Origin of the sequence: Polaromonas sp. (assembly GCF_012927415.1) — a bacterium.
Taxonomy (GTDB): Bacteria; Pseudomonadota; Gammaproteobacteria; order Burkholderiales; family Burkholderiaceae_C; genus Polaromonas.
Genome location: NZ_JABBPF010000100.1, coordinates 1 through 15,955, shown reverse-complemented (window position 1 = coordinate 15,955; position 15,955 = coordinate 1). Strand labels below are relative to the sequence as shown.

The following is a 15,955-nucleotide window of genomic DNA, read 5'->3' as shown; positions in this document are numbered from 1 at the left end:
GTTCTCAACGAAGTAGAGGGGGTGCTGACACGCCAAACTGCCTTGGCCGCGTTTCAGCGGCGTGCCAGCCGGGATGTCGGAGGCTTTCGCATCAGCTTCAACACCCAGCGAAGAAGCAGCACCTATGTCACGCAAAGCATGATGACGCTGGATGGCCGGCTGATTGGCTGAGAGCCGGCTCATGCGGTCTTTAAGGCCTTATTGAGCGTTCCCATGCGGATGCGGATGCGGGTCGCGCGCGGATGCTATGCTGGGTCTCCAAAAAGAAACTCAGACATGCAAAACGGAATGCTTCTGGCGGCTGTGGACTTGGGTTCCAACAGCTTTCGCCTCGAAATTGGCCGCTTTGACCACGGCCGTATCCACCGAATCGAATACCTCAAGGAAACTGTCCGTCAGGGCAACGGACTTGACGCCGACCGCAACCTTTCACTTGCCGCCATGCAGCGCGGCTGGGACTGCCTGGCCCGCTTCGGCGAGCGACTCGCGGGTTTCGAAAAGACGCAGATCCGCGCGGTCGCCACGCAAACCCTGCGCGAAGCACGAAACCGCGAGGAATTTCTCTCGCGCGCCCAGAAAATCATCGGTTTTCCGATCGACGTCATTTCAGGCCGAGAGGAAGCCCGGCTGATTTACCAGGGCGTGTCCCATCTGCTGCCACAGTCTGACCAGCGACGCCTGGTCGTCGATATCGGCGGCCGTTCCACCGAGCTGGTTCTGGGCCAAAGCCTAGAAGCTCGCACCATGGAGTCTTATCGCGTCGGCAGCGTGGCCTGGTCGATGAGGTACTTTCCGGATGGGCAATTCAACCCGCGCGCTTTTGAGATCGCCGAAATAGCCGCCAAGGCAGTGCTGGACGAAGCCGTCAACACCTATCGCTCCGGCACCTGGGATGTAGCCTACGGCTCTTCAGGCACGATAGGCGCCGTCAACGAAGTGCTGACAGCCGCTGGCTGGCCCCCCGGCGTGGTCACGCGTGAAGGCCTGGACTGGCTGCTGGACCGACTGCTCAAGGCACAAAGCGCGGAGCGCCTGAAAATTGAGGGCATGAAAGAGGATAGACGCGCCGTCATTGGTGGTGGCGTGAGTGTGCTCAGGGCCGTGTTTGACCTTCTGGGCATTGAGCAGATGGAAGCAGCGCAGGGCGCGTTGCGCCACGGCGTGCTCTACGACCTGGTGGACCGGGACGACGACCTGACAGATCTGCGCTCTACCAGCGTACAACGCCTTGCCCATCACTTCAATATCGATGTCGCGCAGGCTGAACGGCTCGGCAAAGTGGCGCGCCACCTTTTCCTGATGGCCCGCGCCGGCCTGCCCGAGGCTGAATCGGAGAGCTCTTTGCGCAAGCTCGCGTGGGCGGCGCAACTCCATGAAATCGGCAGCCAGATCTCGCACAGTGACTACCACAAGCACGGCGCCTACATTCTGGACAATGCCGACGCGCCTGGCTTTGCCCTTCACGAGCTGCATCGCCTGAGCCTGCTGGTGCTCGGCCACCGTGGCAAGTTGCGCAAGCTGGATGCCGATTTTGAGGACCGGGTGTTCGTCCAGCAGCTGTTTTGCCTGCGTCTGGCCGTTATTTTGTGCCACGCCCGGCGCGACCCTGACCTAAAAGGGTTGCAGCTTGAAGCCGTCGACGAGCCCGGGCGGCGTTTTGTATTGACTTGCCGGCCTGGCTGGTCAAAGGCGTTTCCTCAATCGGCCCATTTGCTTCAGGAGGAAATACTCGCCTGGCAAAAAACGTCCTGGACGCTAATCGTCTCGGGCTTGTGAATGCAGTCGATTTTTATCATTTTTTAAATCGTATAAACTATTTATATCGTTTAACCAAAAAAAATAGAGTCATGACCACTTCGAGAACAATAAGCCAATCCGTCCCGTCGCCAGCCCCGGCAACAAGCCAGGCTCCAACAGCGTCGCCAGCGCCAGCAGCTCCGGCCAGAATGCCGGTCGGCAAACTGCCAGCGACAAAGGCGGCAGCTAAAAAAGCGGTGGTCAGGAAAACTGCAGTGAAGAAAACCTTAACGGGAAAAGTGGCGGTCAGGTTGCCTCTTTCCAGGGCGCTCGCGCCCTCAAAGCCTGAAAAGCCCGCTGCGCCCACAAAAGCCAAAAAAACCAAACTGATCCGGGACAGCTTCACCATTCCAAAGGCTGAATACCTGGTGTTGGAAGAACTTAAGCAGCGTGCGGCCAAACTGACCCGACCGGTCAAAAAGAGCGAGCTGTTGCGTGCTGGCATCAAAATGCTGGCCTCTTTGCCTGATGCCGCGTACCTGGCGGCCCTGAAAGAGGTTCCCGCCATCAAGACCGGTCGTCCAGCACTCCAGAAATAAATGCCACTGCTGAGCTGCTTGATGCTTAGAGTAGCTCCGGTGACTGCACGGTGACCACGACGGTCTGGTTTTGGCCGTCACGCTCCCGCGAGCGGAGCCACCACAGCGCACCTTTCTTGAGCGCGCAGTCGCTGTCCTGCAAACCCAGCAACTGCGCAATGGTTTGCCCCAAAGTGGGTTGATGCCCAATCACCAGAATTGGGAATTTGCTCACGGGCCATTGCACCAGCTCCAGCAGTTTCGCAGGCAAGGCACCGGGTGCAAGCTCATCGCGGATTTTAAATTTGCGCCCGAGCGCCAGTGCCGTCTGCTCGCAGCGCCGTGCCGGACTCGCCAGGATACGCGCACTTTCAGGTAACTGACGGTCCAGCCAGAGTGCCATGCGCGCTGCTTGTTTTTCGCCTCGCTGTGTCAGCGCACGCGCCAGATCACCGGCTCCCAACAGATCATTGCCGTCCCCCTCTTCTGCCTCCGCGTGGCGCCACAAAATCAGGTCCATGGTTCAGATTCCTCGCGCTCTGGATGCCGAATAGCGGTCCATCAGCGCCGCTTGTGCACTGTGGCGCTGCGCGGGATCGGCTGGATTCACCTGCAAATAGGTTCCGTCGGGCTGCAAGTCCCACGCATCCCGACCATCGTGGAGATAAGCGACCAGACATTCATCAATGATGCGCTGCCGTATTACCGGATCGGTCACAGGCCAGGCCAGTTCGACCCGCCGCAGCATGTTGCGGTTCATCCAGTCGGCGCTGGACAGGTAGAGTGTTTCCTCGTCGGCACAGCGGAAATAAAACACCCGCGAGTGTTCCAGAAAACGACCAATTACCGAGCGCACCCGAATGTTGTCCGTCACGCCGGGAACCTGAGCTGGCAACATGCACGCGCCCCGCACAATCATGTCGATTTTCACACCGCACTGCCCCGCTCTGACCAATGCCAGCATCAAGTCCTCATCGGTCAGTGCATTGGTCTTGATGACAATTCGCGTCTCTTTTCCGAGCAGCGCTCCTTCGGCGAGCAAGTCAATTTTTTCCAGCAGCTTGCGTTGCAACTGAAACGGTGCCATCAGAACGCGGTGCAGTTTTGGCAGGCGGCTATGACTGGCCAGGTGCACAAAAACATGGTCAACATCAGCGGTCAGCAGAGGGTCAGCCGTCAGGTAGCTCACGTCGGTATCCATGCGGGCAGTGCCCGGGTTGTAATTGCCGGTAGACAGATGGGCGTAGCGAACCAGCCGCCGACCCTCGCGCCGGATCACCAGCAGCATTTTGGCGTGGGTCTTCAGGCCCATCACACCGTACACCACCTGGGCACCGATCGACTCCAGCATTTCGGCCCAATTGATATTTGCCTCTTCATCAAACCGCGCCTTGAGCTCGACCACGACGGTTACCTCCTTGCCGCGCCGGACCGCCTCGCGCAACAGCAGCATCAATTCGGAATCTGTGCCGGTGCGGTAAATGGTTTGCCGGATGGCGAGCACCTGCGGATCGTTGACGGCTTCACGCAAAAAGGCCAGCACACCGTCAAAGCTCTCAAACGGCTGGTGAATGGAGACGTCGCCCTTCTTGAGACGCTCAAAAAAGGACTGGCCTAATTGAAGTTGCGCGGGGTAACAGGCCTTGTAGCGCGGAAAGAGCAGCTTGGGGTCATTGACCAGGTCCACCAGCTGCGTCAAGCGACCCAGGTTGACCGGACCTGGCACCCGGTACAGCGCAAGCTCAGGAAGGTTGAACTGAGTGAGTAAAAAGCTGGAAAGGTAGTCAGAACAGCCTGCGGACACCTCCAGGCGCACGGCCTGACCATAGTTGCGCTGCTCCAGGCCCAGGCGCAAGGCGGTACGCAGGTTTTTCACATCGTCTTCATCGACCTCCAGATCAGAATGACGCGTGACGCGAAACTGGGAAAACTCCCCCACCTTGCGTCCCGCAAAAAGCTCGCTAAGGTGCGCCCGGATGACGCTTGACAGCGACAAAAACAGTCTGCCTTTTTCTTCGCCATGGTTCGGCATGTGAATCAAGCGCGGCAAAACACGCGGCACCTTCACGATGGCTATTTCATTCTCGCGCCCAAATGCGTCGCACCCGCCCAACCGGACGATGAAGTTCAGGGATTTATTGGCCACCTGCGGAAATGGGTGGGAGGGGTCAAGTCCGACAGGAATCAGCAGCGGGCGCACCGCCTTTTCAAAATATGCCTTGACCCAGCGCCGCTGCGCGGCGTTGCGCTCGCCATGGGAGACGATGCGTATGCCTTGTTGCTCAAAAGCAGGCAACAGCTGGTCGTTGTAAAGCACATACTGGCGTGCCACCAAATCATGTGCAACCGCAGAAAGCGCGGTGAAAGACTGGGCCGTGTAGCTGCCCTTTTGCTCTTTGCCTTGAGCGGCCGTCAAGTGGGACGCTGCCCGGACCTCGAAAAATTCATCCAGATTGGAGGACACGATGCACAAGAAGCGTAGCCGCTCCAGCAAGGGCACATCGACGCGCCTGGCCCAATCGAGCACCCGCTCATTGAAAGCGAGAATGCTGCTGTCACGGTCAAGAAACCTGAGCTGCGGCGTAGCATTGGACATGGGTCCGGGCGGTGAAGGCGTCAACAAAACTGGGGTTCCGTCATCCATGATTATAAAAACAAGTATTCACCTGTTTTATGACAATCGCGTGACAGTGCTTGTTGGGGATGTTGCGCCCGTCAGGCCTGGTTTACAAGTAGTCATTTTTCAGGAAGTGACGAGGTGACTTTCGAATAATTGCGCGGCTTGTAGCCAGCTGAAATCCAGCGCGCGCAGACGAGCTTCGCGGCGCGGCAGCGCCAGCGCGCCGTAATACGCCTGCTGCAAATCAACGTCCATGACGCCGCCGTGGCAGCTTCCGTCGGGCTTCCCCATCACTTCCAGAGGACCATCGACCGGATAGGCCGCCACCGGCGTGCCACAAGCCATCGCTTCTAGCATCACCAAACCAAAAGTTTCGGACTTGCTTGGAAACACGAAAACATCAGCCGCCGCATAAACACCGGCCAGCTCGGTTCTGGACAGTACGCCCATCCAGCGCACCATCGGATAACGCTGTTTGAGCGAGGCTTCGAGCGGCCCGACCCCACAAACAATTTTTGTACCGGGAATGTCCAGTCGCAAAAAAGCATCGATATTTTTCTCGTACGACACGCGACCCACAAACAGTGAGACCGGGCGCGCCAGTGTTCCCAATGCCGGATACAAACGCGGCTGCGGCTTGTACGAAAACAACTGCGTGTCCACGCCGTGAGTCCAGCTGCGAAGATTGCGAAAACCCCGCTGCTCAAGCATGCGCAGCACGCCAAGGGTGGGCACCATCACGCCCGAAGACGGTTTATGAAAATGGCGAAACAAGGCGTAGCTCCATGACAAGGGAATTTTGAGCGCAGCATGGAGGATTTCCGGGAACTTGGTGTGAAATGCCGTCGTAAAGCGCAAATCGTGCTCCAGGCAGTAGCTTCGGGCCGCCCAGCCGATCGGGCCTTCGGTCGCAATGTGAATGGCGTCCGGCTGAAACGCCTCCAGCCTTGCCGCCAGTCCCGCCTTGGGGCGAACTGCCAGGTCAATGCCGGCATAGCCCGGACACGGCCGGGTCGCGAAGTGACCTGGATGAATCACCTCAAGCTGATGGCCCACTTGCTCGAGTTCTCGCACCAGTTCGACCAGGGTGGTGACAACGCCATTGACCTGGGGCTGCCAGGCATCGGTAATCAACGCGATTTTCATGCCGTTACAGCCCCGGCGGGGTGGCCGTGGCCGCGTGTTTCGTGGGCAGGGGCCCAGTACACCAGTTCGAGCGTGCCGTCAAAGTGCTCGACCAGTGCAGTACGGCTTTCGACCCAGTCACCGTCGTTGCAGTACAGGATTCCATCAATGTCGCGCATTTCGGCCCGGTGAATATGGCCGCAGACCACGCCCTGGTGGCCACGACGGCGCGCTTCATTGGCGACTGCCACTTCAAAATCGGTGACGTAATTGAGCGCACTCTTGACCTTTTGCTTGAGGTAGCTTGAAAGCGACCAGTAAGGCAGCCCCAAGCGGGCGCGCAGACGGTTGAGATGGCGGTTGAGCCGGAGCGTGAACTCATAAAGGTTGTCACCGACGTAGGCCAGCCATCGGGCGCATTGCACGACCGCGTCGAAATAGTCGCCATGAACAATCCAGAGCTGCCGGCCGTCGGCGGTAATGTGAACCGCTTCTTCGGTGACTTCGATGCCGCCAAACTGATTGCCGATGAACTGGCGGGCAAATTCATCATGGTTGCCGGGAACGTAAACCACGCGGCAACCTCTGCGCGCCCGCCGGAGCAGTTTTTGCACCACGTCGTTGTGCGACTGCGGCCAGTACCATCTGCGGCGCAGTTGCCAGCCATCAACGATGTCGCCCACCAGATACAGCTGCTCGCTGGGATGCGCCTTGAGAAAATCGAGCAGCGCCGTTGCCTGGCAACCGGGCGTGCCCAGATGTAAATCGGAGATGAAAATCGTGCGATAACGCATGCGCGAGAAATCCCCATCCTCTTCACAATCCTCGCGCGCGCCGCCGTGACTCTCATGGTTCTGCAGGGCAGTCACAAAGCCGTAAGCGGTTGGGCCCACGGCGCCAAACAGCTTGCGCATCATCCCTGTGCCGGATTGGCCGAAAAATGCTTCAAATAACGAGCAGGCAAATCGGCGATGCGCATCATCATCGGCAAGTCGGCCGAGTTGAAATCCGGATCCCAGGCGGGTGCGCCAAGGACCTTGGCCCCAAGGCGCAGGTAGCCCTTGATGAGCGCGGGCGGCTCCAGTTCCAGTGAATCGTCGAGTTGCTCCACCGGCAAGGCCAGGCGGGGCGTGACGCGAAATTCAATCGCCGCCAGATGAGTTTGTCTCACCTGGCGCCAGATGCTCGCTGCAGCGTGTCCGCCAAGCACCCCGTTGTGCTGCATCGGAATGCTGGCGCAGCCAATCATGGTGTCGAGTTGGTTTCTCGCCATGAATTCAGCCAGCGCACCCCATAGCGCCAGAATCACACCGCCGTGCCGGTGTTCTGCATGCACGCAGCTGCGACCCAGCTCCACCATGCGATCGCGCAAGCCGTTCAGCCGGCTCAGGTCAAACTCGGTGTCGCTGTAAGTACTGCCCGCGCGTCTGGCCTGGGTCGGGGTCAGCACCCGGTAAGTGCCGATCACCTCCTGGCTGGCCGCGTCGCGCACCAGCAGATGCTCGCAGAAATCGTCAAACAGGTCGATATCGTGACCGGGCAGGGTTCTTGGCAGCGTCGCGCCCATTTCCAGAGCGAACACCCGATACCTCAGTCGCTGCGCCTGCCTGACTTCGTCTTGATGACGGGCCCAGCCAACCGAAATTTTCCCCACTGGAAACCGCGCAGCAGAGGCGAGCGGGGCTGAAATGACAGCATGACAGCTTTGATGAAGTGACCCCCGTGGCATCGCGACGGGCGACAATGCAAAGGTGGGATTGGGCAGCTCTTTCATGACTAACTCCTTGTTTCCTGGTGGTCTCAAACTCTTCACTGTCATGCGGACGGGCCGTAAAAAAGCCCCGGCGAGGGGGCTGGAAGGACTTCTTTCTCTCAGTCGGCGATGGGCTGCGCATCGACGCTCAGGCGTCGGCCATTGATCAGGCTTGAGGTTTTCCGTTCGTTCGCTAGCCCCTCCAGCCAGGGCCGGGTTCCTGCCTGAAAACGCAAGCCTCCCGGGCTGCTGGCCATAGCTTGCGCGGTGCAGCGCAGAATACGCAGACTCTGTTTGTCAAGCTCATGATGAATGGCGCCAACGGCTTGACCAACGCATTTTTTCGACTCACTGGTCCGGCTCGGATCAATTCCCATTGCGTACTCCGTCGTGTAGTTCATGGGACGATTCTGAAAGCCGGGAATGACGCGGCCATGTCAGTTCAATGGCAGTTGCGTGACAGCGCGCCGGCCGGCTCGTGCGCCCGCTACAGTGGCTCGCCCGTCAGGGAGCAGGGCAATCGGGTCCGATGACGATGGGGTGATCTACCGCACAGTCTGCAGCGCAGAGCATTGGCAGACATTGCAAGCCGGCGTTTCCAGCCACCCAATGCTTGACATGGATCAAACAGCGCAAGCGCTGCCTCTTTAAGCTCCAGCAGAGGGGTCGTCAACAAGGGACGGCGCGAACGATGCCCCCGCCGTGGCCCGCATCACCATTGCATCACCAGGGAGCGCCGGAACCGGTGTGGCGCTGATTGCCGATGACCTGCCCAGGCTGACTTTCTCCATGCCCTTGAGCCGGCGCAGCGCACAATCGTCTGGCAAGACGTCTGGGCGGCATTCGGGTTACGGGTCCTGTTGATTCCTGCCACGCTGACCGGCTGGGCCAGCAGGAAATAGCCGCGCTGATTCATGAAGGCGCGACTGCGCTGGTCAAGCTCAAGGCCTTGCGGTTGTTGCAGTTGTTGCGGTGTCCAAGAAGTTTGAGTCCAGGAGGTATCCAAGATGAAAATCGAAGTTCCGGAATCCGGATGCAGCAAGTGCCGCAGCGCCATCGCCTCCGCTGTTAAGGTTGACAACCCGGATGGGATCGGTGGCCTTGGAATCTCCTCGACCCCTGCCCTTATCCTTGACGGCAGCATCGCGCTCAGCGGCGACCTTCCCTCGCACGAAAAATTGCAAAGCGGTCTGGTGCCCAGGCCTTCCGGTTTTCTGGACAACCCCACACGACACCTGTTCTTTACTGGCAAAGGCGGGGTTGGCAAAACTTCGCTATCCACCGCCACAGCGCTGACCCTGGCGGACGCGGGCGAGAAGGTTTTGCTGGTCAGCACCGACGCAGCGTCAAACCTCGATGAAATGCTGGGGATTGAGCTTCGCAATGTTCCCACGCCGGTGCCCGGCGCACCACGGTTGTCGGTATTGAACATCGACCCCGACACCGCGGCTGAATCCTATCGGCAGCGTGTGCTGGCAAAGATGGATGCAGGGGCCAGTGAGGCCGAGATCTCCACCGTGCGCGAACAACTGTCTGGGGCCTGCACCACGGAAATTGCTTCGTTCGACGAATTTGCTTCCCTTCTGTCTGAGGATGCCGAACACTTCGATCACATCATTTTTGACACGGCCCCCACCGGGCACACCTTGCGCCTGCTCAGCCTGCCCAAGGCATGGAGCGGGTTTCTGGACGACAACGATCGTGGCGCTTCCTGCCTTGGGCCGCACTCCGGCCTCAAGATGCAGGAGACGCGCTTCAAGGCCGCGCTTGAAGCCCTGAGCGACCCCGTCAGGACCACGGTGATTTTGGTGACCCGACCAGACAAGGGAGCGATTGCCGAGGCGGCGCGCACCTCGGAAGAATTGCACACGCTGGGCCTGAACAACCAGCGCCTTGTGATCAATGGGGTATTCCACGCCAGTGAGCCCTCGGACACTGTAGCCGGCGCCATCGAGGCCGTGGGGCAGCAGGCGCTGGCGGAAATGCCCCCGTCCCTGGCTGCCTTGCCGCAGGACCGGATACCACTGAGGGCGTTTGACACGATCGGCTTGCCCGCCTTGCGAGCGCTGCTTGTCCCGGGTAGCGACCGCATCACGCCTGGCCAGGCCGTGGCCGCCGAACCCATCTGGCAGTTCGAGGGCCTGGACGCGCTGGCCGATGAACTCGCCGCGACCGGCCACGGGCTGATCATGGTCATGGGCAAGGGAGGCGTCGGCAAAACGACAGTCGCTGCCGCCCTTGCCTTGGGACTTCTACAGCGCGGAAAGACCGTGCACCTGAGCACCACCGATCCGGCCGCTCACCTTGCAGGAACGCTCGATGGCGAAGTTCCCGGTTTGCGCGTGGACCGGATCGACCCCAAAGTCGAAACGCAGCGTTACATCGACAAGATCATGGCAGCCAAATCACCGGGCCTCGATGCGCAGGAGCAAGCCCTGCTGCTGGAAGACCTGCGCTCGCCTTGCACTGAAGAAGTCGCCGTCTTTCACGCCTTCTCGCGGATTGTCAGCGAGGGGCGCAGCGCCTTTGTGGTGCTGGACACGGCACCGACAGGTCATTCGCTGCTGCTGATGGATGCCACTGGCGCCTACCACCGGCAAATGATGCGTGAGTTTGAAGGTCACGGCGCCGGGCGCGTCGTCACGCCTTTGATGAGGCTGCAAGATCCAGACTACACCAAGATCATTTTGGTCGCCCTGCCGGAAGTGACCCCGGTTTCCCAAGCCGCTGCTTTGCAAGATGACCTGCGCCGCGCCAGCATCGAGCCCTATGCGTGGGTGCTGAACAAGAGCGTTCTGGCCGCGGGCACGCATGACCCGTTGCTGGCTGCGCGCCTTGCCGGTGAACGCAAGCAGATGCAACGTATGTCGGTTGGACTGGCCAAACGCATCTTCATTGTGCCGTGGTTGACCCGCCCTCCCATCGGGTTTGTCGAGTTGTCCCGGCTTGTGAATCGAAAGTGAAAGGCGAACCGAGGTCGATGATTGTTTCACCTGCAGAATTTCACCTCAGCTTTCGCGTTTCGAGCCTTGACGAGAGCACCGCGTTCTACACCCGGCTCCTGGGCGCGGAGCCCAAACAGGACAGATCGTTTCTCGACCTTTGTCGTTCCGGCGCTGCACCTGAATCTGGTCCTGCTGGTCAATGACAGCGGCAAGCCACTCGATACCTACAGCCTGTATCACATCGGCCTTGGCGTTCAGGACAAAGCAGCCGTTACAGATGGCTACTTCCGGGCAAAGGCGCTTGGTGTGGAAATTTTCACACCACCCAGAACGACCTGGCGAGGCACACCGCTGCACGAGTTGTGGCTTCGCGATCCGCCCGGGTATGGCATTGAGGTCTACGCCCGTCTGGCGCCTGACGAATTGGCGGCGATGCCCCATCACCAGGAGCCGACCTGTCTGGTGGCTGGAACCGCCTCCTGAACCACTCCCCTGTTTCTCATTGCAGGCATCCGCTCACCGGCAAGGCCAGGCCGCCAGTGTCTGGGGGTCGGTGCGAGCGGTCAGATCGATTTCTGATTGACCCGCCGAAACAACGCCTCGGTATTCTCCTTGCGCTCGCTGTAACGGTCGACCAGATAAGGCGAGACATCGCGCGTCAGTAGCGTGAACTTCACCAGCTCTTCCATGACGTCCGCGATCCGGTCGTAATAAGCCGATGGTTTCATGCGTCCGGCCTCGTCAAACTCCAAAAAGGCCTTGGCGACCGATGACTGGTTGGGAATGGTCAGCATGCGCATCCAGCGGCCCAGCATCCGCAGCTGGTTGACGGCATTGAAGGACTGCGAACCGCCCGAGACCTGCATGACGGCCAGCGTCTTGCCCTGGGTAGGCCGCAGCGCGCCGTCTGCCAGCGGAATCCAGTCGATCTGCGCTTTCATGATTCCGGTCATGCCGCCGTGGCGTTCGGGCGAGGTCCAGACCATGCCTTCGGCCCACTGCGCCAGCTGCCGCAATTGCTGCACTTTGGGGTGCGTGTCCGGAGCGTCGTCGGGCAAGGGCAGGCCGCGCGGGTCAAAGGTCCGGGTCTCGGCGCCCATCGCCTGCAGCAGGCGGGCGGCTTCTTCGCTGGCCAGGCGGCTGTACGAGCGTTCGCGCACCGAACCATGCAGCAGCAGAATACGCGGTGCGTGGGTACTGGGGACCGGCGTTTGCAGCCGAGCAGCCGTCGGCACGACAAACAGCGCCGGGTCGATGTTGGGAAGGCCCGCGGCCACGGAATCAACAGCCGGCAAGGCGTTCCCCCCGGTCGTCGACGACTGGCTCGCCATCTTCCTTGGCAAAGGCAGCGCGTTGCGGCAACAGCAGAATGTCCAGCACAGCTTCCGACGGTCGGCACAGGCGCGTGCCGAGCGGCGTCACCACAATCGGCCGGTTTATCAGGATGGGATGGGCCAGCATCGCGTCAATCAGCGCGTCATCGTCAAGCGCGGGGTTGGCGAGCTGGAGCTCCCCATACAACTTTTCCTTGACGCGGAGCAGGTGCCGCACGGGTGTAGCCATCTGCGCGGCCAGCGCCAAAAGGGTTTCGCGCGTTGGCGGCGCGAGTAAATAGTCGACAATCTCGGGCTCGACCCCGGTGTTGCGGATCAGGGCCAGCGTGTTGCGCGAGGTACCGCAGCGGGGGTTGTGATAAATGGTAATGCCGGACATGCGAGGTTGATCCCTTTAAAAAAAACCAGAAAAATAGTGCATTCATTGTCCGCAACTTGTTTCCATTCAATAATTCAATTATATTTGAACTATGAAAACAATGTCAGCCAGCAGCCGCCAATCCTCGATGGAGGAAGCCTCCGCCGTCAAGGCTCTGGCGGCGTTAGCCCAGGCGCAACGCCTGCGTGCCTTTCGCGCATTGGTGGTGGCCGGACCGAGCGGGCTGACACCCGGCACCATGGCTGAACAACTCGGCGTTTCGCCCAGCGCGCTGTCTTTCCACCTCAAGGAACTGGCGCACGCCGGTCTGGTCAACACCGAAGCGCGCGGTCGCAACCTGATCTACCGCGCCCATTTCGGTCAGATGAACAGCTTGCTGTCCTATCTCACTGAATATTGCTGCGAAGGCCAGGCGTGCGAGGCCCGCAGCGCCGCCAGCTGCCTGGATTGCTGAGGATTCAGACATAAATTCGATAAATTAGATAAATTCGGCCTCTCGTCCAGTTTCTATCGGCATAAGCAGCTATCAACTTAATAGCAAACCTCTTTTCAACCTGCGCACCGAGAACCGCCATGTCCGATCGTCCTGTCAACGTCCGGTTTTTATGCACCCACAACTCGGCTCGAAGCATTCTGGTTGAAGCGGTCCTGAACCATATCTGCAAGGCGCGCTTCATGGCTTTTTCTGCCGGAAGCAGTCCCCGTGACAATCAGCAGCCCAATCCATTGGCGCTGCAGGTACTGGGCGCCGCGGGCATCGCAACAGATGGCGTGCACAGCAAAAGCTGGGACGAATTGGGTGCCGCCAGCGCGCCGCAAATGAACCTAGTCATCACCGTATGCGACAACGCGGCCGGCGAAGTCTGCCCCTTCTGGTCCGGCCATCCTGCGACGGCGCACTGGGGCTACGCTGACCCGTCCGAGGACGAAGGCAGCGAAGAACAAAAGCTCGAAGGCTTCCGCAAGACCCTGCAGGCGATCCGCCACCGCATTGACCTGCTGGTCAACCTGCCGCCCCATCACCTTGACAAACTGGCGCTGCAAACCAGCGCGCGCGAGCTGGCCAGGTCCTAAGTCCGCCCCGGCACCCCTTCCTAAAGCGCCTGACCGACATGCTCACTGCCCTGCTTATTTTTGTGTTCACCCTGATTCTGGTCATCTGGCAGCCGCGCGGCCTCGGGATCGGCTGGAGCGCTTCACTGGGGGCGGCCCTTGCGCTGCTGACGGGTGCCGTCCAGGTGGCTGACATCGCGACGGTCTGGCACATCGTGTGGAACGCCACCGCCACCTTCATCGCCGTCATCATCATCAGCCTGCTGCTTGACGAAGCCGGCTTTTTTGAGTGGGCCGCGCTGCACGTGGCGCGCTGGGGCGGCGGCCGCGGTCGCCTGTTGTTTGCGCTGATCGTGCTGCTCGGCGCTGCGGTGTCAGCCCTGTTTGCCAATGACGGCGCAGCGCTGATCCTGACGCCCATCGTGATGGCCATGCTGCTGGCGCTCGGTTTCAGTGCCGCGGCGACGCTGGCTTTCGTTATGGCGGCCGGATTCATTGCAGACACGGCCAGTCTTCCGCTGGTGGTGTCGAACCTGGTCAACATTGTCTCAAGCGACTTTTTCAACATCGGCTTCAATCGCTATGCGTCGGTCATGGTCTGGGTCGATCTGGCCGCCATCGCGGCCAGTCTGGGCGTGCTGCTGCTTTACTTTCGGCGCAGCATTCCGCAGCGCTACCAGCTGTCGCAGCTGAAAGCCCCTCAAGCTGCGATCCGCGACGCGGCCACTTTCAAGGCCGGCTGGATCGTGCTGGCTCTGCTGCTGATCGGCTTTTTCGCACTTGAGCCGCTGGGCGTGCCGGTCAGCGTGGTGGCCGCAGCCGGCGCACTGGTCCTGCTGGCAGTGGCTGGCCGGGGCAAGGCAATCTCTACCCGCAGGGTGCTGCGCGGTGCACCCTGGCAGATTGTCATTTTTTCACTCGGCATGTACCTTGTGGTTTATGGCCTGCGCAATGCCGGCCTCACGACCACAATCGCTTCGCTGTTGAACCTGTTTGCGCAGGGCGGCGTCTGGGGCGCGGCGCTTGGCACTGGCATGCTCACGGCGCTGCTGTCGTCGGTTATGAACAACATGCCGGCGGTACTGGTGGGCGCCCTTGCCATTGACGCCAGCAACGCCACCGGTGCCGTGAAAGAGGCGATGATTTACGCCAACGTGATTGGTTGTGACCTGGGGCCCAAGATTACGCCGATTGGCAGCCTGGCGACCCTGCTCTGGCTGCACGTCCTGTCGGGCAAGGGGATGACCATCACCTGGGGCTACTACTTCAGGGTCGGCATCGTGCTGACTCTCCCGGTGCTGCTGGTGACGCTGGCTGCCCTGGCGATTCGCCTCGGCGCATAACTGTTGGCGTGACCGGCTACAGGGCGCGTGGCGGCTTGTTGATCGCCGGCGAATGATACCGGGCGCCGACTCCTCGGTTTTCAGCCCAGGTATGGCCCCGACACCGGCCTAAGCCTGCGGCGTTTTGCGGCGCCGCGCTGCTTCAGGAGCGGTCCAAAGCGCCGTCTCAGACAGTTGCCCGAGACATCGGCTCAATCGACACGCGCTCGACCATCAGCGCGTTAATCCAGCCATTTCTGGAAAAACTGGGCCTGGCCCATGCCCGGGTCCAATTGATAACCGGCAAAACCCAGGCGCTCGTACAGCCTGATGGCGCTGGCGTTGCCCTGCAGCACCTCCAGCGTCAGCTTGCAGGCGCCGCGCTCACGCGAAATCTGGTCCACCAACACCAGCATCAGCTCGCCCACGCGTTGCCCACGGTAACCGGGCAGCACCGCCACGTCGTGAATATTGACCAACGGACGGCAGGCAAAAGTCGAAAAACCTTCAATACAGTTGACCAGGCCGACCGGCTGCTCACCGGCATACGCCAGCACGCTGAAAGCCTGCGGCCTCGCGGCCAGCTCCCTGACAAGGTTGTTTTTTGCGAAATCGCCCAGCGCCTCGCCACCACCGGCGGGGTCCTGTGCGTAGGCATCAAGCAGCAGCACGACGGCGCAGGCATGCACTGGATTGGTGTAGTCAGCACGAACAACATGAAAGGCGGGACGGGGAGGAGATGAGGAAGCAGAGTTGGTCACGGTCACGCGGTCGCTTTCAGGCGGAAATGGATCACTTGAGTTTAAAGGCGATGGAGACGATCGAGGCGATGGAGGCGATGGAAGCTACTTGCGCCGTCGAATGATCCAGCTGCGCGCCCGGTGGCTGGCGCGCGGACGCGCGTCCTTTACCGAAGTTTTACGTCCGTCTTTCGAGTCCTACACCTGCCACAAAGTGTTGCAGTGATAATTGCGAAGCGGCGAAGCAAGGATGAAAGCCGACTGCCAGACGTGTCATGAAAGTGACCTCATACCCCCTGCATGCACGATGTAAATCCAGCGCCAAATTAGCCGCTAAGCCCATAAAAAAAAGGACAGCAGATGGACTCA

Annotated in this window: 17 protein-coding genes and 1 pseudogene; 8 read left to right on the top strand and 10 right to left on the bottom strand. The window is 60.2% G+C overall.

The features are described from left to right. Positions 1–276 precede the first annotated feature (276 nt). The gene (ppx, locus tag HHJ19_RS10250; RefSeq protein WP_296906791.1) at positions 277–1,776 is read left to right on the top strand and encodes an exopolyphosphatase; all 1,500 of its coding nucleotides are present in this window, start codon (positions 277–279) and stop codon (positions 1,774–1,776) included. Continuing rightward, a complete protein-coding gene (locus HHJ19_RS10245) occupies positions 1,773–2,336 on the top strand; it encodes a hypothetical protein (RefSeq protein WP_296906787.1) in 564 nt (187 codons plus the stop codon). Before ppx ends, HHJ19_RS10245 begins: the two co-directional genes overlap by 4 nt. A gap of 25 nt (positions 2,337–2,361) precedes the next feature. Here HHJ19_RS10245 and HHJ19_RS10240 read toward each other — a convergent pair whose 3' ends face one another. The 6 genes and pseudogenes from HHJ19_RS10240 to HHJ19_RS10215 form a co-directional block, all read right to left on the bottom strand. Next, the gene (locus tag HHJ19_RS10240) at positions 2,362–2,835 is read right to left on the bottom strand and encodes a histidine phosphatase family protein (RefSeq protein WP_296906784.1); all 474 of its coding nucleotides are present in this window, start codon (positions 2,833–2,835) and stop codon (positions 2,362–2,364) included. A 3-nt stretch (positions 2,836–2,838) separates the two neighbouring features. After that, the gene (gene ppk1 / locus HHJ19_RS10235) at positions 2,839–4,911 is read right to left on the bottom strand and encodes a polyphosphate kinase 1 (RefSeq protein ID WP_296906781.1); all 2,073 of its coding nucleotides are present in this window, start codon (positions 4,909–4,911) and stop codon (positions 2,839–2,841) included. A 150-nt stretch (positions 4,912–5,061) separates the two neighbouring features. Continuing rightward, a pseudogene (locus HHJ19_RS10230) lies at positions 5,062–6,081 on the bottom strand (glycosyltransferase family 1 protein); the annotation flags it as partial. Continuing rightward, on the bottom strand, positions 6,078–6,974 hold the full coding sequence (locus HHJ19_RS10225) for a UDP-2,3-diacylglucosamine diphosphatase (protein WP_296906794.1): 897 nt from the start codon (positions 6,972–6,974) through the stop codon (positions 6,078–6,080). The gene HHJ19_RS10225 and the pseudogene HHJ19_RS10230, both read right to left, overlap by 4 nt. Further along, the gene (locus HHJ19_RS10220) at positions 6,974–7,834 is read right to left on the bottom strand and encodes a GNAT family N-acyltransferase (protein WP_296906777.1); all 861 of its coding nucleotides are present in this window, start codon (positions 7,832–7,834) and stop codon (positions 6,974–6,976) included. Before HHJ19_RS10220 ends, HHJ19_RS10225 begins: the two co-directional genes overlap by 1 nt. Before the next feature lie 98 nt (positions 7,835–7,932). Next, positions 7,933–8,214 (bottom strand): hypothetical protein, encoded by a 282-nt coding sequence (locus HHJ19_RS10215; protein WP_296906775.1) that lies wholly within the window; start codon positions 8,212–8,214, stop codon positions 7,933–7,935. 301 nt (positions 8,215–8,515) lie between these two features. Between HHJ19_RS10215 and HHJ19_RS10210 the strand changes: the two genes are divergently transcribed. From HHJ19_RS10210 to HHJ19_RS10200, 3 genes are all read left to right on the top strand, one after another. Then, positions 8,516–8,677, top strand: a complete 162-nt coding sequence (locus HHJ19_RS10210) for a hypothetical protein (protein ID WP_296906772.1) — start codon at positions 8,516–8,518, stop codon at positions 8,675–8,677. A 143-nt stretch (positions 8,678–8,820) separates the two neighbouring features. Further along, entirely contained in the window at positions 8,821–10,776 is a 1,956-nt protein-coding gene (gene arsA, locus HHJ19_RS10205) for an arsenical pump-driving ATPase (RefSeq protein ID WP_296906771.1), read from the top strand. A 66-nt stretch (positions 10,777–10,842) separates the two neighbouring features. Then, positions 10,843–11,241 carry a glyoxalase/bleomycin resistance/dioxygenase family protein gene (locus tag HHJ19_RS10200; RefSeq protein WP_296906769.1) on the top strand — a complete coding sequence of 133 codons (399 nt, stop codon included), beginning with the start codon at positions 10,843–10,845 and terminating at the stop codon, positions 11,239–11,241. Positions 11,242–11,321: 80 nt separating this feature from the next. Here HHJ19_RS10200 and arsH read toward each other — a convergent pair whose 3' ends face one another. Both arsH and arsC read right to left on the bottom strand, forming a co-directional pair. Then, a complete protein-coding gene (arsH, locus tag HHJ19_RS10195; protein ID WP_296906766.1) occupies positions 11,322–12,053 on the bottom strand; it encodes an arsenical resistance protein ArsH in 732 nt (243 codons plus the stop codon). Then, positions 12,040–12,471, bottom strand: a complete 432-nt coding sequence (gene arsC, locus HHJ19_RS10190; protein ID WP_296906763.1) for an arsenate reductase (glutaredoxin) — start codon at positions 12,469–12,471, stop codon at positions 12,040–12,042. The genes arsH and arsC overlap by 14 nt, the downstream gene beginning before the upstream one ends. A 91-nt stretch (positions 12,472–12,562) precedes the next feature. On the opposite strand from arsC, the gene HHJ19_RS10185 reads away from it, so the two are divergent. The 3 genes from HHJ19_RS10185 (at position 12,563) to HHJ19_RS10175 (ending at position 14,867) form a co-directional block, all read left to right on the top strand. Beyond that, complete coding sequence (locus tag HHJ19_RS10185) at positions 12,563–12,925, top strand: metalloregulator ArsR/SmtB family transcription factor (protein WP_296906761.1); 363 nt, start codon at positions 12,563–12,565, stop codon at positions 12,923–12,925. Between the two features lie 119 nt (positions 12,926–13,044). Further along, positions 13,045–13,545, top strand: coding sequence for an arsenate reductase ArsC (locus tag HHJ19_RS10180; RefSeq protein ID WP_296906759.1), 501 nt, complete (start codon positions 13,045–13,047; stop codon positions 13,543–13,545). Positions 13,546–13,583: 38 nt separating this feature from the next. Continuing rightward, entirely contained in the window at positions 13,584–14,867 is a 1,284-nt protein-coding gene (locus HHJ19_RS10175) for an arsenic transporter (RefSeq protein WP_296906757.1), read from the top strand. A gap of 221 nt (positions 14,868–15,088) precedes the next feature. On the opposite strand, the gene HHJ19_RS10170 is transcribed toward HHJ19_RS10175, so the two are convergent. Together HHJ19_RS10170 and HHJ19_RS10165 are read right to left on the bottom strand one after the other, a co-directional pair. Then, positions 15,089–15,607, bottom strand: a complete 519-nt coding sequence (locus tag HHJ19_RS10170; RefSeq protein WP_296906755.1) for a GNAT family N-acetyltransferase — start codon at positions 15,605–15,607, stop codon at positions 15,089–15,091. 157 nt (positions 15,608–15,764) lie between these two features. Further along, positions 15,765–15,955 (bottom strand): hypothetical protein (locus tag HHJ19_RS10165; RefSeq protein WP_296906752.1); only part of this gene is annotated, 191 nt, incomplete at its 5' end.